The organism is Pseudomonas sp. NPDC089741, from assembly GCF_044748825.1.
Classification (GTDB): Bacteria; Pseudomonadota; Gammaproteobacteria; order Pseudomonadales; family Pseudomonadaceae; genus Aquipseudomonas; species Aquipseudomonas helmanticensis.
The window spans coordinates 28,537-52,681 of the sequence record NZ_JBIVGT010000041.1 but is presented as its reverse complement, the minus strand read 5'-3'; the positions used below and the strand labels follow the sequence as shown (position 1 = coordinate 52,681).

Here is a 24,145-nt window from a genome sequence, read left to right as displayed (position 1 = left end):
GTTCACGCCAAAAGGCCGGATCATGGAGCTGCCGAAAGGCTCCACGGCGGTCGACTTCGCCTACGCGGTGCACACCGACGTCGGCAACAGCTGCATCGCCTGCCGGATCAACCGTCGTCTCGCGCCGCTGTCCGAACCGCTGCAAAGCGGCTCCACGGTCGAGATCGTCAGTGCCCCCGGCGCCCGACCGAATCCGGCGTGGCTGAATTTCGTGGTGACCGGCAAGGCACGCACGCACATCCGCCATGCGCTGAAACTGCAACGCCGCTCCGAATCCATCAGCCTCGGCGAACGTCTGCTGAACAAGGTGCTCAACGGTTTCGACAGCTCGCTGGAGAAGATCCCGGCCGAACGCGTCAAGGCGATGCTTACCGAGTACCGCCTCGAACTGATCGAAGACCTGCTCGAAGACATCGGCCTCGGCAACCGCATGGCCTACGTGGTCGCCCGCCGCCTGCTCGGCGAAGGCGAACAGTTGCCAAGCCCGGAAGGCCCGCTGGCGATTCGTGGTACCGAAGGCCTGGTCCTCAGCTACGCCAAGTGCTGCACGCCGATCCCGGGCGACCCGATTGTCGGGCACCTGTCGGCGGGCAAAGGCATGGTCGTGCACCTCGACAACTGCCGCAACATCAGCGAAATCCGGCACAACCCGGAAAAATGCATCCAGCTCTCGTGGGCCAAGGATGTCACCGGCGAATTCAACGTCGAACTGCGTGTCGAGCTGGAACACCAACGCGGCCTGATCGCGTTGCTGGCCAGCAGCGTCAACGCGGCCGACGGCAATATCGAGAAAATCAGCATGGACGAACGCGATGGTCGCATCAGCGTGGTCCAGTTGGTGGTCAGCGTCCACGACCGTGTGCACCTGGCCCGCGTGATCAAGAAACTGCGCGCCTTGACCGGGGTGATCCGCATCACCCGCATGCGTGCATAACTCAACCATTACAAGGAGTCATACATGACCAAGACTGTTATCACCAGCGACAAGGCCCCGGCCGCCATCGGTACTTACTCCCAGGCGATCAAGGCTGGCAATACCGTTTACATGTCGGGTCAGATTCCTCTGGACCCAAAAACCATGGAACTGGTTGAAGGCTTCGAAGCCCAGACCGTCCAGGTGTTCGAGAACCTCAAAGCCGTGGCCGAAGCGGCCGGCGGTTCGTTCAAGGACATCGTCAAACTGAACATCTTCCTCACCGACCTGAGCCACTTCGCCAAGGTCAACGAGATCATGGGCAAATACTTCGACCAGCCGTACCCGGCTCGCGCCGCCATCGGCGTTGCTGCCCTGCCAAAGGGTTCGCAAGTTGAAATGGATGCCATCCTGGTCATCGAGTGATGCGCACGGCGCGGCCCTCAACGCCGCGCCGACTGCTCTGCAAGAAAAGGTTTTGAAAGGATTCCACCATGCGCAAAGCGCTAGTTCTCTCGCTGCTCGCCATTTTCCTCGGCGGCTGCGCCAGCAACCCTGCCGACCGTGACATCAGCGGCACCTGGATCAATCAGGTGGCGATCGATGCCGCTGCCAAGGGCGGCCCCCTGCGCGAAGCGCTTCAGGCCTACGGCCCGAATCTGGAATGGGACGTCAACACCAAAGCCAGTCAGGCTCGCTACACCAACGGTTTTGAGAACGTCGAAGGACGGCTGCTGGGTGAAAAATCCGGCGCCTGGAAAGTCGACTTCTATGGCAGTTCCGCCAGTGAGCTGAAACGCGACGGCGGGCAACTGCAGCAAGCCGCCAGCGACAACGAACCGGAACAGTTGTTTGACCGTGCGCAAATCCCGGTACCGGAAGGCGCGCCGATCGGTGCCAGTTTCGAACGTGCGCTGTATTCGGCCTACCTGGGCGGTAACTGGACAATCGCCAGTGGCCAGGGCGAAGGCAGCACCGTGCAGTTCCAGGCTGATGGCCAAGTGTCTGGTTTGCCCGGTGCCGATCGCTACGCGCTGTGTTTGGCGGGCGATTGCGCGTCGATGAGCAATGGCAACGACAGCATGTGGCTGCAACAGAATGGCCAAGGTAATAACTGGATCTTTGTGCGCAAAGGCAAAGAGCTGGAAATCCTGCAAGCGGTGAACTCCGCTCAAGCGGACGAACAACCGCAGTTCACCGCTGGTGAGCGCAAGTGGTTGCTCGAAAAGCAGTAATCCACCTCTGAAAACGCAGACCTTCCCTGTAGGAGTGAGCCTGCTCGCGATAGCGGTGTAACAGTCAGCACAAGTGTTGAATGTTATGGCCTCATCGCGAGCAGGCTCACTCCTACAGTTGTTTTGGGGTGTCTCAAGGTCAGCATTTACCTTCGAGGATCGCGGCGTAACCTTCGCGATAGCTTGGGTACTTCGGCGTCCAGCCCAAGGCTTTCGCCCGCTCATTGCTGCAACGCTTGCTGCCCGTGCGCCGCACACTGGCATCGTCGGCCCATTCGGTTACGCCCAGGTATTCACGCAACCATCCGACTACTTCCGCCAACGGTGCCGGCGCATCGTCAACGCCAATATAGAAATCCTCCAGCTTCACGCCCTGCCGATCTTTCTCCAGCAGAAATGCCAGCAACCCGGCGGCGTCGTCAGCATGGATCCGGTTGCCATACAGCGGCGGCTCAACCGCCACGCGATAACCGCGACGCACCTGAGTCAGCAGCCATTCGCGGCCCGGGCCGTAAATACCGGTCAGGCGCAGGATGCTCGCCGGGATCCCGCTATTGAGGGCAACTTGCTCCGCTTCGAGCATCAGCCGTCCGGAATAACCGGCGGCGACCGTTGCCGATGTCTCGTCAACCCACTCACCCCCCTGCTGCCCGTACACACTGCTGCTGGAAACGAAGATCAGCCGTTCAGGTGTTTGCCCGTAGTCATCCAGCCAGCTCAGCACATTCTGCAGACCCTGCACATAAGCTGCGCGGTAACCGGCTTCATCGTGATCAGTCGCTGCTGCGCAATACACCAGGTAATCCACCGCCCCCACCGGCCAGGTCGCCGGGCAGTCTTCGTTGAACAGGTCGCCGGCAACGCCGATGACACCGTCAGGCAGCTTGGAAATGTCCCGGCGCAGGCCATGAACTTCCCAGCCGGCCGCCAGCAATTGCGCGGCCAGACGACTGCCGACATCACCACAACCGGCAATCAAAACAGAAGGCGCGGACATCAAAAAACTCCTATCGGAAAGGCACAGACTAGCGCCGACAAAGGACGAGCGGCTAGCAATGCAGGAAAAAAAGATACTCTATTACTTTTGTTAACAAGAATTACTTGCAATAATGCAGGCCACTTTTGTTCTCGGCCTCACGAGGCCTGGAAGAGCACTAAACGTTTTTCTATCTCAGGTCCGGCCAGCATGACACGTAATCAATTCCCCGCTTCGCCAACCAAACGACCTCGCGCCTGGAGCGCGGTGGCGGCTCTGTTGCTCAGCCTGATGCTGGCACCGACTGCCGCTTTTGCCGACGCTCAGGCACCTGCAACGCCAGCCGCCACCGAGCAAAGCGCACCAGCCGCCGCTCCTGCTACCCCGGCCGCCACCGATCCGGTGCAAGCCGTCGACGCTGCCGATGTGCCTGAAGTCCTCGAAGCCGACAACAGCCTGGGCATGGCCCACGACCTGTCGCCATGGGGCATGTACCAGAACGCCGACATCATCGTGAAAATCGTGATGATCGGTCTGGCCATCGCGTCGATCATCACCTGGACCATCTGGATCGCCAAAGGCTTCGAGCTGATCGGCGCCAAGCGTCGTCTGCGTGGTGAAATCGCTGCGCTGAAAAAAGCTACCACCCTTAAAGAAGCCAGCGCCACCGCAGGCAAGGAAGGCACCCTCGCCAACCTGCTGGTGCACGACGCGCTCGAAGAGATGCGCCTGTCGGTCAACAGCCGTGAGAAAGAAGGCATCAAGGAACGCGTCAGCTTCCGTCTCGAGCGCCTGGTTGCAGCCTGTGGCCGCAACATGAGCAGCGGCACCGGCGTGCTCGCGACCATCGGTTCGACCGCGCCGTTCGTCGGTCTGTTCGGTACCGTCTGGGGCATCATGAACTCCTTCATCGGCATCGCCAAAACCCAGACCACCAACCTTGCCGTTGTCGCGCCAGGTATTGCTGAAGCACTGCTGGCCACCGCACTGGGTCTGGTTGCAGCGATTCCAGCCGTGGTGATCTACAACGTGTTCGCCCGCTCCATCGCCGGTTACAAGGCGCAGGTTTCCGACGCATCGGCAGAAGTTCTGCTGCTGGTCAGCCGCGACCTCGACCACCAGCCTGAGCGCAGCTCGCAGCCGCACATGGTCAAAGTGGGGTAATCGGCCATGGGCCTGCATTTGAAAGAAGGCGCAGACGACGATCTGGCCGAGAACCACGAAATCAACGTCACGCCGTTCATCGACGTGATGCTGGTGCTGTTGATCATCTTCATGGTGGCTGCTCCGTTGGCCACCGTGGATATCAAAGTCGACCTGCCTGCCTCGACCGCCAAACCGGCGCCGCGGCCGGAGAAACCGGTGTTCCTCAGCGTAAAAGCTGATCAGCGCCTGTTCATCGGCGAAGACGAAGTGACGCCAGAAACCCTCGGCGCCTTCCTCGACGCCAAGACTCACGGCAAGAAAGACACCACGATCTTCTTCCAGGCCGATAAAGGCGTGGATTACGGCGACCTGATGAGCGTGATGGACAAACTGCGCGGCGCCGGTTACCTGAAGGTCGGCCTGGTCGGACTTGAGACGGCAGCCAAGAAATGATCAAGACGCGCCATAAGCTGACGCGTTACGGCGGGAGCCTGGCCGTGGTGCTGGGCGTTCACGCGCTGGCCATCGCGCTGGCGCTGAACTGGACCGCCCGCCCGCCCATCGAATTGCCGCCGCAGGCAATGATGGTCGAGCTGGCACCGGTTCCGGCCCCGCCACCGCCTGCTCCGCCGAAAGTCGTCACCCCGCCGCAGCCGCCGGCTCCGGTCGAAGAGCTGCCGATTCCGAAACTGGCCGAAGCACCCAAGGCAGAAATTGCCGTGCCGAAGCCCAAACCGAAGCCGAAGCCAAAACCTCAACCGCCAAAACCGGTCGAGAAGCCGCAACCAGTTAAGGAGAAACCTTCCGAGGAAAAACCGGCTGAAACCCAACAGGCTCAGGCACCGTCGGAGAAATCCGCGCAACCTGCACCGGGCCCGTCACCGGCACAGGTAGCGGCCAAAGCCAGTTGGCAAGGCACTCTGCTCGCGCATTTGGCGAAGTACAAAAAGTACCCGCAAAGTGCACAGATGCGTGGCAAAGAAGGCTTGAACCGCTTGCGCTTCGTGGTGGATGCCGAAGGTAACGTGTTGTCGTTCGAACTGGTGGGCCGTTCTGGCAACGCCGATCTGGACCGGGCCACCCTGGAAATGATCCGCCGCGCCCAACCGCTGCCCAAGCCACCGGCCGACATGTTGACCAATGGCTCGATCGAAATTGTTGCGCCGTTTGTTTACTCCCTCGAGAAACGCCGCCGTTAAATAGCAAGATCAAAAGATCGCAGCCTTCGGCAGCTCCTACATTGGAATGCATTTCCCTGTAGGAGCTGCCGAAGGCTGCGATCTTTTGCTTTTTGCCTCGGTCGCATTCCACACTCAGTCTGATAACGTGCGTCTATCGATTGCAGCCGGTATGCTTGGCCCGCATCTTCATGGACGCTTGCTATGACCCTCACAGAATTACGCTACATCGTTACCCTCGCCCAAGAGCAGCATTTCGGCCACGCCGCCGAACGTTGCCACGTCAGCCAGCCGACCCTGTCGGTCGGCGTGAAAAAGCTTGAAGACGAACTCGGTGTGCTGATTTTCGAGCGCAGCAAAAGCGCCGTGCGCCTGACCCCGGTCGGCGAAGGCATCGTCGCCCAGGCGCAGAAAGTCCTCGAGCAGGCTCAAGGCATCCGCGAACTGGCCCAGGCCGGCAAAAACCAGCTGACCGCGCCGCTGAAAGTCGGCGCGATCTACACCGTCGGCCCGTACCTGTTCCCGCACCTGATTCCACAACTGCACCGGGTCGCCCCGCAGATGCCGTTGTACATCGAAGAAAACTTCACCCACGTGCTGCGCGACAAACTGCGCAACGGCGAACTCGACGCGATCATCATCGCCCTGCCGTTCAACGAAGCTGACGTGCTGACCCTGCCGCTCTACGACGAGCCGTTCTACGTCTTGATGCCGGCCCAGCACCCGTGGACGCAAAAAGACACCATCGACGCCGGCCTGCTCAACGACAAGAGCCTGCTGCTGCTCGGCGAAGGCCACTGCTTCCGCGACCAGGTTCTCGAAGCCTGCCCGACCCTGACCAAGGGCCACGACGCCGCCAGGCACACCACGGTCGAATCCAGCTCGCTGGAAACCATTCGCCACATGGTCGCCTCCGGTCTGGGCATCTCGATCCTGCCGTTGTCGGCCGTCGACAGCCATCACTACGCTCCCGGCGTGATCGAAGTGCGCCCGCTGTCGCCGCCGGTGCCATTCCGCACCGTGGCCATCGCCTGGCGCGCAAGCTTCCCACGGCCGAAAGCCATCGAGATCCTCGCCGACTCCATTCGCCTGTGTTCGGTGGCCAAGCCAGCGGCACCGGTTACAGCCGGTTAAGCGAGCGTCATGACTGAGCTGTCGCAAGTGTCGGTGACGGCACTCAAGGGTGTCGGCGAAGCCATGGCCGAGAAATTGGCCAAGGTCGGTCTGGAGAATCTTCAGGACGTGCTGTTCCACCTGCCGCTGCGCTATCAGGATCGCACCCGCGTGGTGCCGATCGGTGCGTTGCGGCCGGGACAGGACGCCGTGGTCGAAGGCACCGTCAGCGGCGCCGACGTGGTCATGGGCCGCCGCCGCAGCCTCGTCGTGCGCTTGCAGGACGGCACCGGTGGTCTGAGCCTGCGCTTCTATCATTTCAGCAACGCGCAGAAAGAAGGCCTCAAGCGCGGCACGCGGGTGCGCTGCTACGGCGAAGCCCGGCCCGGCGCGTCAGGCCTTGAAATCTACCACCCGGAATACCGTGCCATCACTGGCGACGAACCGCCGCCGGTCGATGAAACCCTGACCCCGGTCTACCCGCTGACCGAAGGCCTGACCCAAGCACGTCTGCGCCAGTTATGCCTGCAGACGCTGACCATGCTCAAGCCAGACACCCTGCCCGACTGGCTGCCGACCGAACTGGCGCGCGACTATCAACTGGCGCCGCTGGCCGACGCGATCCGTTACCTGCACAACCCGCCTGCCGATGCCGACGTCGACGAACTCGCCCTCGGTCATCACTGGGCGCAGCATCGTCTGGCCTTCGAAGAACTGTTGACGCATCAACTCTCACAGCAACGCCTGCGCGAAAGCATGCGTTCACTGCGCGCGCCGGCCATGCCGAAAGCGAAAAAGCTGCCGCCGAAATACCTCGCCAACCTCGGTTTCAGTCCGACCGGCGCGCAACAGCGGGTCGGCAACGAGATCGCCTACGACCTCAGTCAGCATGAACCGATGCTGCGGCTGATTCAGGGCGATGTGGGCGCGGGCAAAACGGTGGTCGCGGCTCTCGCTGCACTGCAAGCGCTGGAGGCCGGTTATCAGGTCGCACTGATGGCGCCGACCGAGATTCTCGCCGAGCAGCACTTCATCACCTTCAAGCGCTGGCTCGAACCGCTGGGCATTGAAGTGGCGTGGCTGGCCGGCAAGCTCAAGGGCAAAAACCGCGTCGCCGCACTGGAACAGATCGCCAGCGGCACACCCATGGTGGTCGGCACTCACGCGCTGTTTCAGGACGAAGTGCAGTTCAAGAATCTGGCGCTGGTGATCATCGACGAACAGCACCGCTTCGGCGTGCAACAGCGTCTGGCGCTGCGACAGAAAGGCGTCGGCGGGCGCATGTGCCCGCATCAACTGATCATGACCGCCACGCCGATTCCCCGCACCCTGGCGATGAGCGCCTACGCCGACCTCGACACCTCGATCCTCGACGAACTGCCGCCCGGTCGAACCCCGGTCAATACCGTGCTGGTCACCGACACCCGCCGCGTCGAAGTCATCGAACGGGTGCGCGGTGCCTGCGCCGAGGGCCGTCAGGCCTATTGGGTGTGCACGCTGATTGAAGAGTCGGAAGAGCTGACCTGTCAGGCAGCCGAAACCACCTTCGAAGACCTCACCCTCGCCCTCGGCGAATTGAAAGTCGGCCTGATCCACGGGCGCATGAAGCCCGTCGAGAAGGCCGCCGTCATGGCCGAATTCAAGGCTGGCAACCTGCAACTGCTGGTCGCCACCACAGTGATCGAAGTCGGCGTCGACGTGCCCAACGCCAGCCTGATGATCATCGAAAACCCAGAACGCCTAGGCCTCGCGCAACTGCACCAGTTGCGTGGTCGGGTCGGCCGGGGCAGCGCCGCCAGCCATTGCGTGCTGCTTTACCATCCGCCGCTGTCGCAGATCGGTCGTCAGCGTCTTGGCATCATGCGTGAGACCAACGACGGTTTCGTCATCGCCGAAAAAGACCTCGAATTGCGCGGCCCCGGCGAAATGCTCGGCACCCGCCAGACCGGTCTGCTGCAATTCAAAGTCGCCGACCTGATGCGCGACGCCGACTTGTTACCCGCCGTACGCGACGCCGCACAAGCCTTGCTGGAACGCTGGCCAACCCACGTCAGCCCGTTACTCGATCGCTGGTTGCGCCACGGGCAGCAATACGGCCAAGTGTGAGCACCGTCGCAGTTTCTGACAGATCGTTCCGACCAAGCTGGTTATACTCCTGCCATTGTTTCAAAAACGGATACAGATCATGACCGAAGCCGCTCTCGCCCCCGAATCCCCGCACGCGCCGTCTGTCATTCGGCTGCTGCTAGGCAAACTCGGGATCGCCTACGAAGAAGTGCTCGACCACCACGGCCTCAATGCTTCGCGCAAGGTACAAGCCGTGTTGCTGGACGACGCCGTCGGCGCGCTGATGGTGCTGTTTCCGCAGAGCCAATTGCTCGACCTCAATCGCCTCGCCGAACTGACTGGCCGGCGCCTGACCGCCGTGTCGACCGAACGCCTGGAAAAGATGCTCGGCAAACACAGCCTGAGCCTGCTGCCGGGCCTGCCGGCGCTGACCAGTTCGCCGTGCCTGTATGAAGAAAGCCTGCTGCGCGAACCGAAGTTGCTGATCAACTCCGGCGAGCCGGGCCTGCTGCTGGAAAGCGCCAGCGAAGACTTCAAGACCATGCTGACCAAGGCCAGCGCCGCCAACTTCGGCGAAGCCCTGAACAGCATCCGCCCGAACCTCGACCGCCCGGACGATGACCGCGAGGAAATCACCCAGGCCGTGCAAGCGTTCACCGCGCGGCGCATTCAGCAGCGTCTGGAAGCGACTATCGAGATTCCGCCGCTGGCTGAAACCGCGCAAAAAATCATCAAGCTGCGCGTCGACCCCAACGCCACCATCGACGACATCACCGGCGTGGTCGAAACCGACCCGGCGCTGGCTGCCCAAGTAGTGAGTTGGGCGGCGTCGCCGTACTACGCTTCGCCGGGCAAGATTCGTTCGGTGGAAGACGCGATCGTCCGTGTGCTCGGTTTCGATCTGGTGATCAACCTCGCGCTCGGCCTGGCCCTCGGCAAGACCCTGAGCCTGCCGAAAGACCACCCGCAACACACCACGCCGTACTGGCAGCAGTCGATCTACACCGCCGCCGTCATCGAAGGCCTGACCCGTGCCATGCCCCGCGCCCAGCGCCCGGAAGCCGGCCTGACGTATCTCGCCGGTCTGCTGCACAACTTCGGTTACCTGCTGCTGGCCCACGTGTTCCCGCCGCACTTCTCGCTGATCTGCCGTCACCTGGAGGTCAACCCGCACCTGTGCCACAGCTACATTGAGCAACACTTGCTCGGTATCAGCCGCGAACAGATCGGCTCGTGGCTGATGCGCTACTGGGACATGCCGGACGAGCTGGCCACCGCCCTGCGCTTCCAGCACGACCCAAGCTACGACGGCGCCTACGCCGAATACCCGAACCTCGTCTGCCTGGCCGTACGCCTGCTGCGCAGCCGCGGCATCGGCTCCGGCCCCGACGAAGACATCCCCGACGCCCTGCTCGACCGCGTCGGCCTGAGCCGCGACAAAGCCAACGACGTCGTCAGCAAAGTCCTCGAAGCCGAAGTCCTGCTGCGCGAACTGGCCTCGCAGTTCAGCCAGGCCTAAACGCAATCGCGAGCAGGCTCACTCCTACAAGGTTTAGGTGACCTCCTGTGGGAGCGAGCTTGCTCGCGAAGAATCCAGCTCGGTCTACCAGACCGCCCCTGATCGTTCCCACGCTCCGCGTGGGAATGCATCCCGTGACGCTCCGCGTCACCAAAGGCTCAAACCTTAGGCTTAGCCTTCCTCGGCACCAAATACTTCATCAACCCTTGAAACCACATCACCAGCGCCGGATTGCCCTTGAGCTGGATCGACTTGTCCTGAATCCCCTGCATAAACGCCAACTGCTTGTTCTTCGCCTGCATCGTCGCAAAGCCATAACCGGCATCTTTAAAAGCAATCGCAAACGCCGGCTCCGCCACCACGCCAGACTTGCTGGTGATGCGCTGATCCTTGACCACGAAATGCCGCGCCACTTTCCCATCCAGCGTCTGCAGCTGAAACACCAGATCCTTGTCACCCAACTGCTGTTGGAACGCAGGATTTGTCCGGCTGGCCTTACCCATCAACAAACCCATCATCCACAGAAGAAAACGAAATTTCATGCGCACAGCCTCAAAAGGAAAATGAACGGCCGAGGCAGTGTAAGGGATTCGGACGATAACGCCAGTATCTGACACTGTTGGAAGAGGATGCAGACCATTTCCCGCACGATGACCGCCAAGTCACGATTCCGCAGGCAACGTCCTACACCTGTTGAAACACATCCCTGTAGGAGCTGGCGAAGCCTGCGATCTTTTGATCTTCCGCCCCGCGAATCTATGGGAAATTTCCTGCAAAGTGCGGTGCTGTCCATGAACTAGGCGGGTTGGTACGGTGGGGATAGGCTTTGTGGGTCGCCGCAAAATCGGTGATACGGACGTGCAAGTCCAGACTCGTCATGCATTCAGTTATGGCTATTCGCCGAGTGTTTTCCTATGCTCGCGAACTGTTATGGCGGCTGTGTATGGGAGGCCTTCGGGTCTGCCGGTTTCCGAGTCCGGTCTTGCACACCTATACACAGCTGCCACCCTTTCGAAGCAAGCGAAACGGTGTTGGCTCCATAACTCGGAAAATACCTATGATCAAACCAACACCCAATCCCCCCGAAACCCCAGACATATCGCCCTACGAATCCCTGGAATCAAAGAAATTCCACGAAGCCGCCGAACGCGCCCTCGACCACCACTTCAAACCGCCCATCGAACCGCACCCCAAACGCGAAACCGGCCTCTTCAGCCTCTCCCCCGGCACCGACGCCGAAGCCCTCATGGCCAACGCCTCCGAAGACCTTCTGTCCATCAGCGTCATCGCCTGCGACCTCGCCGACGACCTCCACGGCTCCCGCCGCTCGGTGGCACTGGCCCTGAGCAGAATGGCGGACGGGGTGAGATTGATGGTGGAAGGGACGCTCGACCAGATTGAAGTGCGAAGCGTGGCGGCCAAGCCGTAGCGAGATTTGCGGATGAAAAAAGGGGACGTTAAGTCCCCTTTCTGCAACTGTCTGTAGAAATCCAGACGAAAAAAAGCTGCCAATCACGGCAGCTTTTTTTGAGAATCCGAAACCGTCAGCCGGCCAGTCGACCGACGGGCTCAAAATCAGAACCTTTGGCCAACGCAACATCCAGAAAACGGCTGCGCTTACCGGAACGCTTAGCCAAAACTTCACGAGCTTCAGCCTGGAACCGGGCAGCCATCATAGGCTTTGGTTCATGTTTGGACTTTTTCATAGAGACCCTGCGGGTATCGCGATTTGAGCGGATATTAGAGGCGCGGCTCCCCCAATAACAAGTCAACTACAATGGAATATTGAGTCCTCTTCTGTCAGCGGACAGGTAAACAAAACGCAGGAAACGCTTTTAAACCAATCATTGCATCAACGATTCATAGGCAACTGAAAACGCATACGAACAATGCAATAAGCAAAGTCTTCACGAAACAGCCGACCAGCCATTTCGCAGTGCCCATCAGCGTATTGTTTCCAAAACGGATCGTCGAAGGCTGCTCCCCCCAATCGCTCCATCGAAGTCGCCAGTCCTTTTTCCCGGTCCTGCCCAGCCATGGCCGTGGCGGCTTTGTAAAAACCGTCCAGCGGTAACCCGGTTTGCAGAGCAATCAACTCTCCCAAACGTGCGTTGGTTGTTTGCACCAGACACCCAAGCCTATCAATCGGCGCTTCAGCACCCGGGAACGTGCCTTGATAGATCTCCTCGCAAAACCCTTCTTTGAAGCGCACCCATTTCTTCTGCACGTCTTTGAGTTGCATCTTTTCCGCGGGCGCCAAACTGACCAGCGCTTTCTTATATTGCTCATTCAGCATTGCATCGACTTTCTCGAAAGTCTGCTGACCGCAGATGATCAAATCGCGATTGGTAAAGCTGTCAGGATTGCAGGCTTCCTGCGCATGCGCTGGAACCAGCGAAGCAGCCAAAAAAACACCCGCGATCAGCTCAAAGAACGTCTTGAGTTTGATCATGATCCGGATCCGCCAACACTGCGCTCAGCTACCCGCGCAGGAATCTTCGACGCCTTTCCCGCTTCCGACATACGCGATGCGTATTGCTTGTACGCCGGCACCGCTCGCTCTTTATCGTTCATAGCCCAATAGCTATCTGCGAGATTCAGGTAGGCCACCGTCCGCTCTGGATTGTGTGCAATTACCGCATTCAACAGTTCAATGGACTCAGCGTAGTAACCCGCCTCGCCGAGCAGAAAACCGAGGTCGTTGGACCAGCCGGGATGCTGCGGGTAGTAGTACTTTGCGACGATATAGCTATCCGGGGGACAAGTGTCATGCGAGCCACCGCCCATTAACGCGTAGCTCATCGTATTCTTGAAGGAAAAGTCATCACCCTTTCGGTAGGCTGCCAGCGCCATATTCAGCAAATCAGCCGAATCGACTGTCATCAATTTCTTTCTCACGCCCTCAATACTGCCAGTATGAGCAACCTGCAGCTTCTGCAGCGCCTCACGCCCATCGAAAGAGGCGAGAGTGATCGGGCCCAATGTCTGCACCGGCAACTCCACTACGCTGACAAGCGACCGATCACAGGAGTCGTTATTCGCCACTTCCAGCAGAGTTTTCAGCTCAAACTGCTTTGAGCTTCTATTGAAGGCGAACAACAGGTTGAAGTTGTAAACCGCGTTATCTTCTTCGCTAGTTACCAGCGCGATGTAATCCCCAGCCTCAACGAACGGCTGTTTGACCACAGCTTCCTCAGCCTGTGGATCAATGACGGTCATGACGCCATGGCGACCTTTGAGTACATGGACGCTGAAGACTCCCTGAAGAGCGGACGAGTACTGACTCTTGATCAGAGGCAGCGCCTTCGACGTATCGAGCAATATGTCCTCGTCACGCGCTTGTTCCGGCGCAATCAACAATCGGTTAGAAACTTCGTCCGCATCGCTCGCCAGCACAAACACCTTTTGCCGTGATGCATCACCCAGCAAGCTAGCCGGAATTTCCTTGAGGACTTGCGGGGCAGAAAATGCGTAGGAAGTGGATAGAAGCCCAAGGCTCAACACGATAAAGCGGAAGAACATATTCACTCTTTCAGTCCCTGAATTTCGGATCGCTCAACGACGCGTTGCGGAATCTTCTGCGCTTTACCGGCGGCACTCATCGCGTCGCGGTACTCGCGGTAATAACGTTGCGCTTCTTCTTGGCGATCAAGTCGCCATAGCGAATCAGCCATGTTCAGCATCAGCACTGTGCGTTTGCCGACAGCTTCAACGCCTCGATAAAACTTCAGCGCCAACTCATCATTGCCGCCCTCGGCCAAGTAGAAACCGAGGTCGTTGTAAGTCTGAACACTTTGCGCCGGGGGATGACACGCCATGTAGGATTCCGGGCTTAAAAAGCTCAGGCTCCATTCGATGGACTCTGCGCGGGACTGTACCGGCTCGATACTCGAAGCATATTTCAGCAGGTCCTTGGGTGACTTAGTCTCCAAGACAGGATTGAGCACCCCGCCCTCCTCGGAAACCATTGATTGCCTACCCATTTACCTTCACAAAACCGCTCGTAACTCTCAGCAAGCACGCAACCGGTTTCCATCGAGATCACATCGCAATGCCCTTGTGATGTCGCTATTTCCTCACCGTTCTCACCTATGACTACACCGTACTCCACCGCAGTCGCCAGTAGAAATTTTTTGTCAGGGCTGAGCCATTCAAGATAAGCCTGGGCACCAATGCCGGCATGAAACAACGGGAACGTTTTTCCATTCGCGGTGAACTAGGCAGTGGTAGATGCCACGACGGGTGATGTCCATTTTTTTGCCTGGAACGTCACTGTGTTTCCGGCGGCTCCCACTATTGGCGGGTCAACGGCAAAGACATTGGTAGCGCTGAACAAGCTGCCGATCATCAACACCCACTTAAGGCTGGCCATAGACGATCCTCTTCACCGCCGGGCTTTCTGACATTAGCTGTCTCTTCGTAACACCATAGGCCTTGATCAGCTCGTCCCGAGATCCCTTCGAGCCAAACGAGCGCTGGTTATTATCGAAGCTGTATTGCTCCAATCGCCCTGCTGTCGAGTAATAACCGTGCCACTCCGCGCAGGCACCGCAACCGCCATAGCCGCCTATCGAAACAAGACTGCCCTTGGTGCCGTCCACGCAATCCATCGCCACAACAACATTGCTCAACATCTTCGTCTTCGCACCGTCGGAAGTGAGTTGTGAAACTTTGCTGATATCGCGTCGAAGCACTTTGCCGCCGATGTTGATGGTCTGGTCGGAGCAGACCGGGATGACGTGGGTTTGCGCACCATCCACCGTTACCGATCGGCAGGACGACACCAACACCACTTCAACACCGCCGCACTGCATGACATCGCGTTGGGTAAAGGCGTCCGAAGGCGCGGAGAAGGCTGGCAGAGAGAGCAGCAGCGAAAGGCTGCCCGCGAGAAGACGATTCATCCACTCACTCCTCATCTATCGGCGACGATTCCACGTCGGTCATGCTCAGCAGCCGGAATTCATTGTTCACAAATTCGTAGTAACGGTCCCGGTTACCACTTTCCAAAGCATTCCCTTGGGCATCTTCTTCGCCGTCGAGCGTGATGCCGGACACGATGATCAAGCGGCTGTCGGGCTGGTAAACCATGCCGAAGGTGCTGCCGTCGTAAGCATTCGGCAGACCGCCAACGACTTCCCCAGTCTGAGCGTCCAGCACTTCGCCGCAAATGGCGCTGCCGCCACAGCCGAGCCTGTGCAGGATGTAATGGCCGGCGAAGTTGACCTTGCCTTTCAGGGCTTGCACCCGTGCCTGATCCATCATTGGGCTGCTGTTTTCTTGCAGCACCAGCTTATGGTTGGGGCCGGTGAAAACTGGCGTGACGGTGTAATCCTTGAAGGTTGGATCGGCAGCGAATGCCATGGTCGCGGCAGCCAATATCAAGCTGCCGAGAACAATCGAAAATCCTTTCACGTAGTAACTCCGTAAATGCCGTGGGGACCGTCGGCTTACTCAGCCTGCCCTTCGTAACGCTGTGTCTGCGGGTCGAATTGCCACAGATGTGGCCGGGTCATGGCCTTTTCACCCTTGTAGCGAATCCGCCCGCGCTTGTCCCTGATGTAGGAGTAGATCTCGATGTCCTTGAACTCACCTCCCCCCTTGGCTGGGCCGTCCAGAACTTTGACCCCGGCGAAATAACCGCCGCCCGAATACCTCAAATAACCACGGCACTGGATCAGGAAGGCGAATGTGCTATCCATTGATGAGCCAATGCCGACGAGGGAATTGAAGATGAAGTCTTGGATGCCATCGCCATTTAGATCGCCGCTAAAAACCACGTGGCCCGGATCGATAGAAAACTCTTTTCCATCGAGACTGGAAAGTATGTCTTCCGGATGTTCACTGCTCTGCGACCATTGCGATAAGAAATATTTTGAGTCAGCTTCCTGATTGCAAACATCTGCCGCCATAACTGCTATCGGCAACCAGCTCACACATAACACCAGCAATCGTTTCACTTCATATCCTTCGAATTGATCAATTCCAACTCACCATCGCGATACCACACCTCACACCCCACCCACTCCGGATCCACCTGCGGCATCACCGCCGACGGTTTGCGCAATTCGCGCAACAACGTCGAGCCATGCGACAACCTCCCGCCCATCCGCGCAATCACCGCCCGCGCCGCCTGGTAATGCGCGTGACGCCCCGGATCAAGGGTGTCTTCGAGCAGGATGTCGGCGCCGAGGATGCCCTGCACCTGCCCCGGATAAATCATGAACCCGGTGGCCTGCTCCGTACCTTCGCGACCGTCCTGCCAGAAGCTGCCGTCGCGGGTGCGCACGTCCGGATGCGGCGCAAACCAGTGTTCGCGATCCGCCAGCGGCATGGCGTAGTGCAAGCGGAAGAAGATGCGCATGAGGTTGTCGCGATACCACTCGCGCACTTGCAGGTAGTAACCGCGCAGGCCCGGCAGGCCGGTCGAATGCGCGAGGCGAATCAGCCCTAACCATTGCGGGAATGGCTGAAGCAGCAGTTCAGTCGCCGCCGGCCGAGGCGTAGCAGGATCGGTCTCCCACGGCAATCGATGTGGACTGTTTTCCAGATTGTCGTAAGCGGTCGGCGGGCGGCCCAGCCAATCGCCGCCACTGCTTGCCAACGCTGTGGCGATGCACAGATTGCCTTGCACCACGAACACGTAAAACCGAGTGAACCAGTCCGCGAGTTGTTGGCCATCGGCACCTTGGGCGACGAGTTCGGCGAGTTCCTGATCGAAGCGCTGCAAGCCATTTTCAAGGCTCAGCAAATGGCTGCGAGCCTTGCGTTGCATGCGCAAAAACAGCGGCAACGAACGCAACATCTTCAGTGGCTGCCACGGCAAATGCGGCGTCGCACCACCGACTTCACCAGCGTAGTTATCGGCGCTGATGCCCCAGTCGGCCAGCCGGGCGAGAAACAGATCATTGTTGATATAGGACGCGCCGCCGAACACGGCGGTGAACGGCTCGTTGTCCTGCAGCACCCGCGCATCCCAACGCGCCATGATCGCCGGGATACTTACGGCGGCGCGGCGCTGGGCGTACTCCACCAGTACGCTCGGTTGCGGTGGCAGGATCTCGGCGATATTCGCGGCGGTCAGGTGTCTGCGCCAGCCGTAATCGCTGATCGGCCGGTATTGCAGCAGCCACAGTTGTGAGCCGTCCCAGGCCCATTCGACATCGCCGGGGACGTAGTGGAACACTCGTAAAACACCCTGCAGAAACTGCCAGAGCCGCTCTTCGGTCAAGCCGTGAGATGGCGTGAACGTGCCGCTTCGCCAGGCATCGCCAACCCGCGAAAGCGTCGCGCGCTCAGGACTGACGTGACCATCGGCCAGCAACTCCAGATGGCCTTCAACCCATTCGAGCTCTACCGACAGATGCCGCACAAACGCGATCCCGGAAACCACCGGAGTGATGAAGCGCTGCACCACCACTTCCTCGACGCCTTCGGCCGTCAGTTCGGCGATGCGTTTCGGCACATTGGCGGTCGGCTCGCGCAGATAGGTTGTGCTCAAACCGGCATTCGCCGAATCAGCCTGATCCTCGCCATAACTGGAGGAGCGCACCGCCCATGTCACATCAGGTTGGGCGGCGAGAAATGCCGGCAGACGCGGATCGGTGCAATCGTTGAGCGTCAGTGCCGCCGGCACCGCTTTCCGGGCCAGTTCAGCCAGGCGCAAACGCCCGCCCTTGGTGTGCGCGACAAACCCGCGCTCGCCCGACTCCAGCCACTGTGCGAATTCGGCGGGCGAGTCGATCCACGGGTAATGACCCCAACCAGATTTGAGGCTGATGGTCAGATCGGCGCGGGCGAGAATCGCCGACCATGCCGCCGCTTGCTCGATGCCGAGCACGGCGTCCTGATCGCCCCACACCAGCTCGACCGGATCGCTGATCCACTCCAGCAGCGGCAGCGCAGTGTCGGCGCGAATCAGATCCCAGTGCGGCACAAACGCACGGCAGCGCGCATAGCCGCCGCCCATGCGCTGGTACTGCTCGGGCGTCCAAGTCTGGTTGGAAAACTTGCGCGCGAACAGCGTGGGTTTGTTCGACAGCAGCCAGTGAATGGTCTTGCGGATCGGCAGTGGCGACATCAGCGCCGGCAACCGCCGCTGCCAGAGAAACGCCCCCACTGGCGCCAACAAAACGCTGCGGGAAAAGTGTCCGGGCCGACGTTGCAACGCATGCAACACCAGCAACGCATTGACCCCGACCGCCATGATCGCGCTGCCCTGCCGTGTCATCGCCAGCAAGGATTGCGCGTAGTCCGCCAGATCCTCGCAAGGCGGCTGCGGATTCGCGCCGAAGCCCGGCAACTCCAGCGGCACCACGTCGTAGCGCTGGAAGTGCGGCAGTGCGTCATCCCACCAGTCGGCGGCGCTGCCGTTGCCGGCCAGCAGGTACATCAACGGCTTGCTCATGAGCGATCCTCAGGTCAGATCGCGCAGAGCGGCGTCGAGGGTTGGATAGCGGAACGTGTAGCCGGCCTCGGTCAAACGCTGCGGCACCACGCGCTGACCGTCGAAGAACAATTGCGCCATCTCCCCCGCCATTGCACGCACTGGCGCGGCGGGAATGTGCAACCACACCGGACGCTTGAGGACCTTGCCGGCCTGCTCGGCGAACGCGGCCTGACTGACCGTTTCGGGCGCGACCATGTTGTAGGTGCCACGCAGAGTGTCGTCGTTGAAAGCCCGCGCGATCACCTGAAGCACATCGTCGCGATGCACCCAACTCATGATCTGCCGACCGTCGCCCATGCGCCCGCCGAAACCCAAGCGGAATGGCAGCAGCAACGGCGTCAACGCACCGCCGGGGCCGAACACCACGCCGAGACGAAGCACTACCTGACGCACGCCAAACTCAGCGGCCGGTTGCGCGGCGGCTTCCCAACGTGCGCAGAGTTCGGCCGTGAAGCCATCGCCCTTGCTGGCGTGTTCGTCGAGGTTTTCACTGGCATCGCGTACGCCGTAGAAGCCGATGGCCGAGGCTTGAATCCATAGCGTTGGTTTGTGCTTGGTGTTTTTCAGCCAGGTCATCAACGCTTCGGTGGTGCCGACTCGACTGGCGAGCAGTTGCGCCTGACGCTTGGGAGTCCAGCGTGGGCCGGCGACGGGAGCGCCGGCGAGATTGATCACTACGTCGAAGGCTTCGTCGTGGCTGAGTTCGCTGTGCGAATGTACGCAGCGGATGCGACCGTTGAATAGATTGGCTGCGCTCAACGGATCGCGCGTCAGTACGCTAACTGAATGGCCGGCATCGAGTAATTGATTGACCAAGGCTTCGCCGATAAACCCGGTGCCGCCGGTGATTAGCACTCGCTTGTAGGCGCCATCGGCAAACGGGTTGGATTGGCTCGGTGTCTTTGCTGCAGGAGACTTCCGGCGGTCATGCCGATACAGCCAGAACAACGGAGGCAACAACACCAGCAACGCAAAACCGTCGAGCCACAGGTGCGACCAGACCTGCTGTTGCGCCGAGAGCCACATGTCCTGCGGCGCCCATAACAGGATGCCGGCGCTCAACCAGCCCCACACTGCCGGGGTTTTCAAGCGATTGCCCAAGTGCACCAGCGCGAGCATGTACAGCGAATAACTTTGCAGCGTCGCGCCGAACAGCGCGAGCCACCAGACCTGTTGTTCGTGGCCGGCGACGGGTACTGCGTCGGCGCCCCAGAATGCGAGTTCGAGGGTGTGCAGGTAGCCGTCGAGTAAACCGGAATGCCCGGCCCAAGTCAGGGTGAGGCCGGCGAGAATGTGCACGATTGCGGCGGCGTATAGCCAGAGCACTAACGCTGAGCGAAGGGAGATCGAGGGGGCTGGCATTCCGTGTCCTGAGCGCATTCCTTGGGGGTGGGGAGTTTAAAGGAAAATGGTGGTGGTCAGATGCTCAAGCATTAAACGTTTTAGCGAGACTCTACGCGTGCGAAAGCGCATCAAACATGTCCCCGAACTTCAAATGCAGTGACTGGCCTTGATCGGCTCTTTGCCTTGCGAACTCAAACGTTTCAAGTGCTCCATCGCCCGGGGGTCACCTTTGTCAGCAGCCATCTGGTAGCAAGCCAATGCGCGAGACACGTCTTTTGTGCCCAACTTTCCACCCTCGAACGTAGAAGCCAGATAATTCATCGCTTCGGTGGAATCCATCTTTACCGCTCGAATGACTTGCTCTTCAGCCTGCTTGGGATGAAGGCAAGGGCCGCCGTAGTCGGTGGAATTTCCTAAACAGAAAAACGTGGCATAGGCCAACGCGCCACTCGGTATTTTCGAAGCCGCTTTGAACAGAGCTTCAACCCTCGGGGTTTCCAACTGAGAGGCCATTTGCGAAAGGCTAAGACTTGCCGCCGACAGGCTCGCCTGTGCATCACCCGACTCAGCAGCACATAAATAATTTTCCAGCGACGCTTCAATCAACTCCACCGTCAGAGGGTATTGCTCAAGAAAACCCAGCCCACCTAACGCTTCGGCACGCTGATAACAAAAGTTCTCGGCGCGGCTCATTCCCGGGTTGTCTGTTGCGACAAGATCTTTCTCACTGATCGACCAATCCTCAATCCCCTCAAGCACCCAGCATGCCTGACGAGAGAAGTTGAAGATTTTCACATTGCTGTTGCCTGCCCTCTTATCCACAACGTTGACGTGACTGTCATCGACCTCTTCGATCTCGACGCCAGGTGTTTTGCCGGGTGTGATAGCGGCCATCAGCGGGTAGGTGAAAGTAGCTCCACTAACACCCGAGGTCGAAGGCTCAAAGGTGCTACGTTCCTTTCCCGCTACCGGCTTCAACACCAGCGACTTGACCGTCATCGCAGTCAGACGGCGCTGTGATTCGCTGTTGGCGGAAAATGCTGTCAGGAAAGGCGCGAACTCCTCCGAGGGGCAAGCGTCGCTGGTGGGTGCCGTCGAAGTGCTCTTGTCGGATGCAAGAGCAGGGACAATCTTGTCCAGATACGCCGAGCGCTCACGACTCATTCTGGCGATGCACGAGTTGACAGCGAACACATGCGCCGGCATCCCCGCCTCGATCTCGAACGCCTCCAAGGGGCAGTTCGCATCGCGCAATTTCAACCAAGCACGTTGCGACTCCTTGACCTTCGCCGCGTACTACGCGCCTAACGCCGGATCTGCTCGATAGTCAGATTCAAGCCGCGTCATTAACTGCTTGTAGCTGACATTCAACTGCGCATCGGCAGCCTTCTTCGACGCCTCCGAGCAGGGCACCATTTCCAGGCTTGAGGTGACATGGCTGCAGTCGTCCTGCGCATAGGCAGCTGAAGCCGGCAGTAGCACGGCCAGCAGGGTAAAAACAAAACGTTTCACGGTGTTCATCCTTGAGTCATTCAGGCTTTGCGTTTGGTGAATCGGGTGATGCATTGCTTGGGTATGTTCATTTCCCAGTAAGTGCTGAGCAACGCTTTACGTTTTTTGTCGACGCGCAGGTTAACGAAGCCATCGCCGCAGTCCGGCTGCAACTCTTCGAACATGCCGGTTTTGGCTTGGTAAACGAACACTCGGTAGTAGTGGTAAGTGCCCATGCCGTCATCAAGCTGCCAGATCGCGAAATCCTTGGCGCCGTCGAAATTGAAATCGTCGACCTGCATGTGGAGTTCGTTTTCGGCTTCAAAATCGATTGTTCGCGACTCGCTGTGCGCTTCGCTTTTAACCGCGATGTTCAGTTTGGAGCCTTCGAGAATCAGCGTCACGTCGACGCCTTTGGTTGGGCTGAACGTGGTGGTTTCGGCCAACGCCGGGATCGTCCACATCAGGCCGAGCAGCGATACCGCTAGAGTTTTGAATTGCATGTACTGCCCTACTCCCACTTGCATCCGGACTCGAGAGAGGAGTCGATGCTGGTGTTATTTCCGAAATGAAAAACCTTGCCGTTGGACTTCTTCGTGTAAGACATCGAAACGATGTGCGTCCCTTGAGACACGAACTTATAGGTTCCCGTTACGTTGCCGTTGATGACTTCAGACCAGGTCGTGGTGCTCTGCCAAGGCGCATCGGGACCGAGCATTTCGTCCTCGTAATCCGTCAGCACAATGGAAATGGGTTCGCTGGACTTGGCGTACTTGACGAAGCCACCGGACCATTTGCTGGCTTCGTCGTAGTAGGTCCTGAGTTCGAACTTTACCGGGCTCGATTGGGATAGTTCGAAGCAAAGTGATTCGGTGGTGACTGCGCTTTGAGCGCCTAAAGGAAATAGCGCAAAAAAGAGAAAGAAAAGTTTGTTCATGCTCATCCAAGTAGACGCTTTCGCGCCAATGCTCTGACTTGTCCGTTTCAACGTCTGTTCTTGTCCGGTGCCAAAGCCAATTGGCGAGCACGCTCTATCGTCGCGCGAATCAGGCAGGCATCGGACCACTCACCGAAAACTGATTTATGCAATTTCGGGTCGGCCTGGCACTCCGCATCTCGAAATTTCATCCAGGCTCTTTGAGTTTCCCTCAGTGCTTTCTGACCGCTTTCGTCCAGCCGGCTCATACGATCCCGAAATACAGAATTCAACAATGCATCCGCGTCAGGAACCATCAGATCAAGAACACCATTTCCCGAGGGAAACCACTCTACGTCCGCCAATGCCTGTTCGCTCTCATTGTTCCAATTGTAGAGGCCGTTTTCTTCGATCTTCAGTGTGGCGGATCGCTGATGGTGATTCGTCGGATCGCTTTCGCTGACCTCCGAGCGATAAACAATTTCCAAATAGATAGGGTCGGTTGTGCGCTGAGGATCATTCAATAGCGTTTGCCGAACAATGGCCCGTTGCTTATTGCTCTCAGTGATCTCTATCGAAAAGCACGGATCCGGCCCAGGACGTTCTGCGGACGCCTTTCTCTCCAGGCATTGATTACGAACCGCCATTGAAGGGGTATCCGAACCGCCACCCACATCAACGACTCTGACAAGCAACCGGACTTCCGGGTCCTTGGAAAAGTCGGCCTGAAGGATGGTGGCAATCATCGTGCCCTCAGCCATGACCACAGGCGACAGTATTGAAAGTAAAAAAATGAGGCTGAATCTGAAAATCTGCATTCCTTGGCGTCCTTAAAAAAAATCAGTGATCCGTTCAATTCTGAACGGGCCTGCGACAGGAAATAGATTCAGAACCGACAAACGGCCCAGATCTATTTAAGTTCTCAACCAAATTCAAAGCGGTCGAGCGTAACAAATGAATCCGTCCCGTTTTTCTCAAAGATTTTCTCTCATGTCCATGCACTCCCTCGCATCCGCGAGGACTTTGCGCTCACCATTATTGAGGACGCACACAGGTTTTTTTAAGGTGCCTTTCATCTTTTGACAGACAGTGCTACCCGCTTCCTTATAAACACATTGCTCGCCAGAAATGATCAACTCTTTACCTGGAATGAAAGTCACAACTTTTGTGCCTTCAATACGGTAAACGTTCTCGTAAATTGAATCACCGGACTGTTGAATATTTTTATAGGTACCATCCTCCAACTCCGAAGCACTGGCAGGGATGTCTCCGATATATGTGGCCTTTCCACCTTTAGCTACAGCAGAAAAAATCATAACCTGAGCGTTTATACCCATATCATCACTGGTTGGATAAGAAAATATAATTGCTATATTTTCGGTCCCTGCCACTTCTCTAGCAACATAATCTGACCGACATCCGCGATCAGCATTATCAAGAGAGAAGACTTCCCCTTCAAAAGAAAGAGTCAAGCTAGTTTGATCGGCATTCTGATCAGATTCTTTACATATCAGGCTATGCTCAGTTGAAGCCGAATAAGCAGCGCCACTATAAATGGACAACAAAAACACCATTAGGCGAATCATTCAAATGACCTCAGAAAAATTTTAAGAACAAGAAACAAAGGGGACAGATTTATTTGAGATTAACGATAAAACCATTGGAAAAATCGGTCCGCTTTACCCAACAAACTCACCATTCCAATACATCTCCTCACTCCACACCCACGCCGCTAAATCTGAGGCATAGCTATCCAACAGTAAAAAATAAGTCCGCTTCTTTTTGGAAGGCTTCAAAG

At 58.3% G+C, this 24,145-nt stretch carries 25 protein-coding genes and 1 pseudogene; 10 read left to right on the top strand and 16 right to left on the bottom strand.

Annotated features, from left to right (window positions below):
• The 3 genes from ACIPZE_RS26165 to ACIPZE_RS26155 form a co-directional block, all read left to right on the top strand.
• Positions 1-934: TGS domain-containing protein (locus ACIPZE_RS26165; protein WP_400776237.1), on the top strand; the 934-nt coding region annotated here is incomplete at its 5' end.
• 24 nt (positions 935-958) lie between these two features.
• The gene (locus tag ACIPZE_RS26160) at positions 959-1,339 is read left to right on the top strand and encodes a RidA family protein (RefSeq protein ID WP_003229509.1); all 381 of its coding nucleotides are present in this window, start codon (positions 959-961) and stop codon (positions 1,337-1,339) included.
• Positions 1,340-1,407: 68 nt separating this feature from the next.
• On the top strand, positions 1,408-2,148 hold the full coding sequence (locus ACIPZE_RS26155) for a hypothetical protein (protein WP_400776235.1): 741 nt from the start codon (positions 1,408-1,410) through the stop codon (positions 2,146-2,148).
• Positions 2,149-2,287: 139 nt separating this feature from the next.
• On the opposite strand, the gene ACIPZE_RS26150 is transcribed toward ACIPZE_RS26155, so the two are convergent.
• Positions 2,288-3,145, bottom strand: a complete 858-nt coding sequence (locus ACIPZE_RS26150) for an SDR family oxidoreductase (protein ID WP_400776232.1) — start codon at positions 3,143-3,145, stop codon at positions 2,288-2,290.
• Between the two features lie 189 nt (positions 3,146-3,334).
• Here ACIPZE_RS26150 and exbB point away from each other — a divergent pair, with 189 nt between their 5' ends.
• The 6 genes from exbB to ACIPZE_RS26120 all read left to right on the top strand — a co-directional run bounded on the left by exbB (position 3,335) and on the right by ACIPZE_RS26120 (position 10,147).
• Positions 3,335-4,288, top strand: coding sequence for a tonB-system energizer ExbB (gene exbB, locus ACIPZE_RS26145; RefSeq protein WP_283438339.1), 954 nt, complete (start codon positions 3,335-3,337; stop codon positions 4,286-4,288).
• A 6-nt stretch (positions 4,289-4,294) separates the two neighbouring features.
• Positions 4,295-4,723, top strand: a complete 429-nt coding sequence (gene exbD, locus ACIPZE_RS26140; RefSeq protein ID WP_129386550.1) for a TonB system transport protein ExbD — start codon at positions 4,295-4,297, stop codon at positions 4,721-4,723.
• Complete coding sequence (locus ACIPZE_RS26135) at positions 4,720-5,469, top strand: energy transducer TonB (protein WP_129386553.1); 750 nt, start codon at positions 4,720-4,722, stop codon at positions 5,467-5,469. Before exbD ends, ACIPZE_RS26135 begins: the two co-directional genes overlap by 4 nt.
• A gap of 183 nt (positions 5,470-5,652) precedes the next feature.
• Positions 5,653-6,582, top strand: coding sequence for a LysR substrate-binding domain-containing protein (locus ACIPZE_RS26130; protein WP_400776229.1), 930 nt, complete (start codon positions 5,653-5,655; stop codon positions 6,580-6,582).
• 9 nt (positions 6,583-6,591) lie between these two features.
• Positions 6,592-8,667, top strand: coding sequence for an ATP-dependent DNA helicase RecG (recG, locus tag ACIPZE_RS26125; protein WP_400776227.1), 2,076 nt, complete (start codon positions 6,592-6,594; stop codon positions 8,665-8,667).
• 79 nt (positions 8,668-8,746) lie between these two features.
• Positions 8,747-10,147: an aminoacyl-tRNA deacylase and HDOD domain-containing protein gene (locus ACIPZE_RS26120; protein ID WP_400776225.1), complete on the top strand. Its 1,401-nt coding sequence runs from the start codon at positions 8,747-8,749 to the stop codon at positions 10,145-10,147.
• Between the two features lie 158 nt (positions 10,148-10,305).
• Here ACIPZE_RS26120 and ACIPZE_RS26115 read toward each other — a convergent pair whose 3' ends face one another.
• Positions 10,306-10,689: a helicase gene (locus ACIPZE_RS26115; protein WP_129386565.1), complete on the bottom strand. Its 384-nt coding sequence runs from the start codon at positions 10,687-10,689 to the stop codon at positions 10,306-10,308.
• A gap of 515 nt (positions 10,690-11,204) precedes the next feature.
• On the opposite strand from ACIPZE_RS26115, the gene ACIPZE_RS26110 reads away from it, so the two are divergent.
• Complete coding sequence (locus ACIPZE_RS26110; protein ID WP_283438335.1) at positions 11,205-11,576, top strand: DUF6124 family protein; 372 nt, start codon at positions 11,205-11,207, stop codon at positions 11,574-11,576.
• A 115-nt stretch (positions 11,577-11,691) separates the two neighbouring features.
• On the opposite strand, the gene ACIPZE_RS26105 is transcribed toward ACIPZE_RS26110, so the two are convergent.
• From ACIPZE_RS26105 to ACIPZE_RS26040, 14 genes and pseudogenes are all read right to left on the bottom strand, one after another.
• Complete coding sequence (locus ACIPZE_RS26105) at positions 11,692-11,853, bottom strand: hypothetical protein (protein WP_163012154.1); 162 nt, start codon at positions 11,851-11,853, stop codon at positions 11,692-11,694.
• Between the two features lie 146 nt (positions 11,854-11,999).
• A complete protein-coding gene (locus ACIPZE_RS26100; protein ID WP_283438334.1) occupies positions 12,000-12,599 on the bottom strand; it encodes a lysozyme inhibitor LprI family protein in 600 nt (199 codons plus the stop codon).
• Positions 12,596-13,669 carry a M48 family metallopeptidase gene (locus ACIPZE_RS26095; protein WP_283438671.1) on the bottom strand — a complete coding sequence of 358 codons (1,074 nt, stop codon included), beginning with the start codon at positions 13,667-13,669 and terminating at the stop codon, positions 12,596-12,598. Before ACIPZE_RS26095 ends, ACIPZE_RS26100 begins: the two co-directional genes overlap by 4 nt.
• A gap of 2 nt (positions 13,670-13,671) precedes the next feature.
• Positions 13,672-14,094, bottom strand: coding sequence for a type IV pilus biogenesis/stability protein PilW (locus ACIPZE_RS26090; RefSeq protein WP_400776222.1), 423 nt, complete (start codon positions 14,092-14,094; stop codon positions 13,672-13,674).
• A 411-nt stretch (positions 14,095-14,505) separates the two neighbouring features.
• Positions 14,506-15,051, bottom strand: coding sequence for a hypothetical protein (locus ACIPZE_RS26085; RefSeq protein WP_283438332.1), 546 nt, complete (start codon positions 15,049-15,051; stop codon positions 14,506-14,508).
• A 4-nt stretch (positions 15,052-15,055) separates the two neighbouring features.
• Positions 15,056-15,511: a hypothetical protein gene (locus tag ACIPZE_RS26080; protein ID WP_100848470.1), complete on the bottom strand. Its 456-nt coding sequence runs from the start codon at positions 15,509-15,511 to the stop codon at positions 15,056-15,058.
• An 86-nt stretch (positions 15,512-15,597) separates the two neighbouring features.
• Complete coding sequence (locus tag ACIPZE_RS26075; protein WP_283438331.1) at positions 15,598-16,107, bottom strand: hypothetical protein; 510 nt, start codon at positions 16,105-16,107, stop codon at positions 15,598-15,600.
• Positions 16,104-18,554: an alpha/beta hydrolase gene (locus ACIPZE_RS26070; RefSeq protein WP_400776219.1), complete on the bottom strand. Its 2,451-nt coding sequence runs from the start codon at positions 18,552-18,554 to the stop codon at positions 16,104-16,106. The genes ACIPZE_RS26075 and ACIPZE_RS26070 overlap by 4 nt, the downstream gene beginning before the upstream one ends.
• Positions 18,555-18,563: 9 nt before the next feature.
• Complete coding sequence (locus ACIPZE_RS26065) at positions 18,564-19,958, bottom strand: TIGR01777 family oxidoreductase (RefSeq protein WP_400776217.1); 1,395 nt, start codon at positions 19,956-19,958, stop codon at positions 18,564-18,566.
• Between the two features lie 129 nt (positions 19,959-20,087).
• A pseudogene (locus ACIPZE_RS26060) lies at positions 20,088-21,452 on the bottom strand (lysozyme inhibitor LprI family protein).
• A gap of 20 nt (positions 21,453-21,472) precedes the next feature.
• Entirely contained in the window at positions 21,473-21,934 is a 462-nt protein-coding gene (locus tag ACIPZE_RS26055; RefSeq protein ID WP_283438328.1) for an XAC2610-related protein, read from the bottom strand.
• Positions 21,935-21,942: 8 nt separating this feature from the next.
• Positions 21,943-22,368 carry a hypothetical protein gene (locus ACIPZE_RS26050; protein WP_283438327.1) on the bottom strand — a complete coding sequence of 142 codons (426 nt, stop codon included), beginning with the start codon at positions 22,366-22,368 and terminating at the stop codon, positions 21,943-21,945.
• Between the two features lie 47 nt (positions 22,369-22,415).
• Positions 22,416-23,165: a lysozyme inhibitor LprI family protein gene (locus ACIPZE_RS26045; RefSeq protein WP_400776214.1), complete on the bottom strand. Its 750-nt coding sequence runs from the start codon at positions 23,163-23,165 to the stop codon at positions 22,416-22,418.
• A gap of 156 nt (positions 23,166-23,321) precedes the next feature.
• Positions 23,322-23,933 (bottom strand): hypothetical protein, encoded by a 612-nt coding sequence (locus ACIPZE_RS26040; RefSeq protein ID WP_283438325.1) that lies wholly within the window; start codon positions 23,931-23,933, stop codon positions 23,322-23,324.
• Positions 23,934-24,145 lie beyond the last annotated feature (212 nt).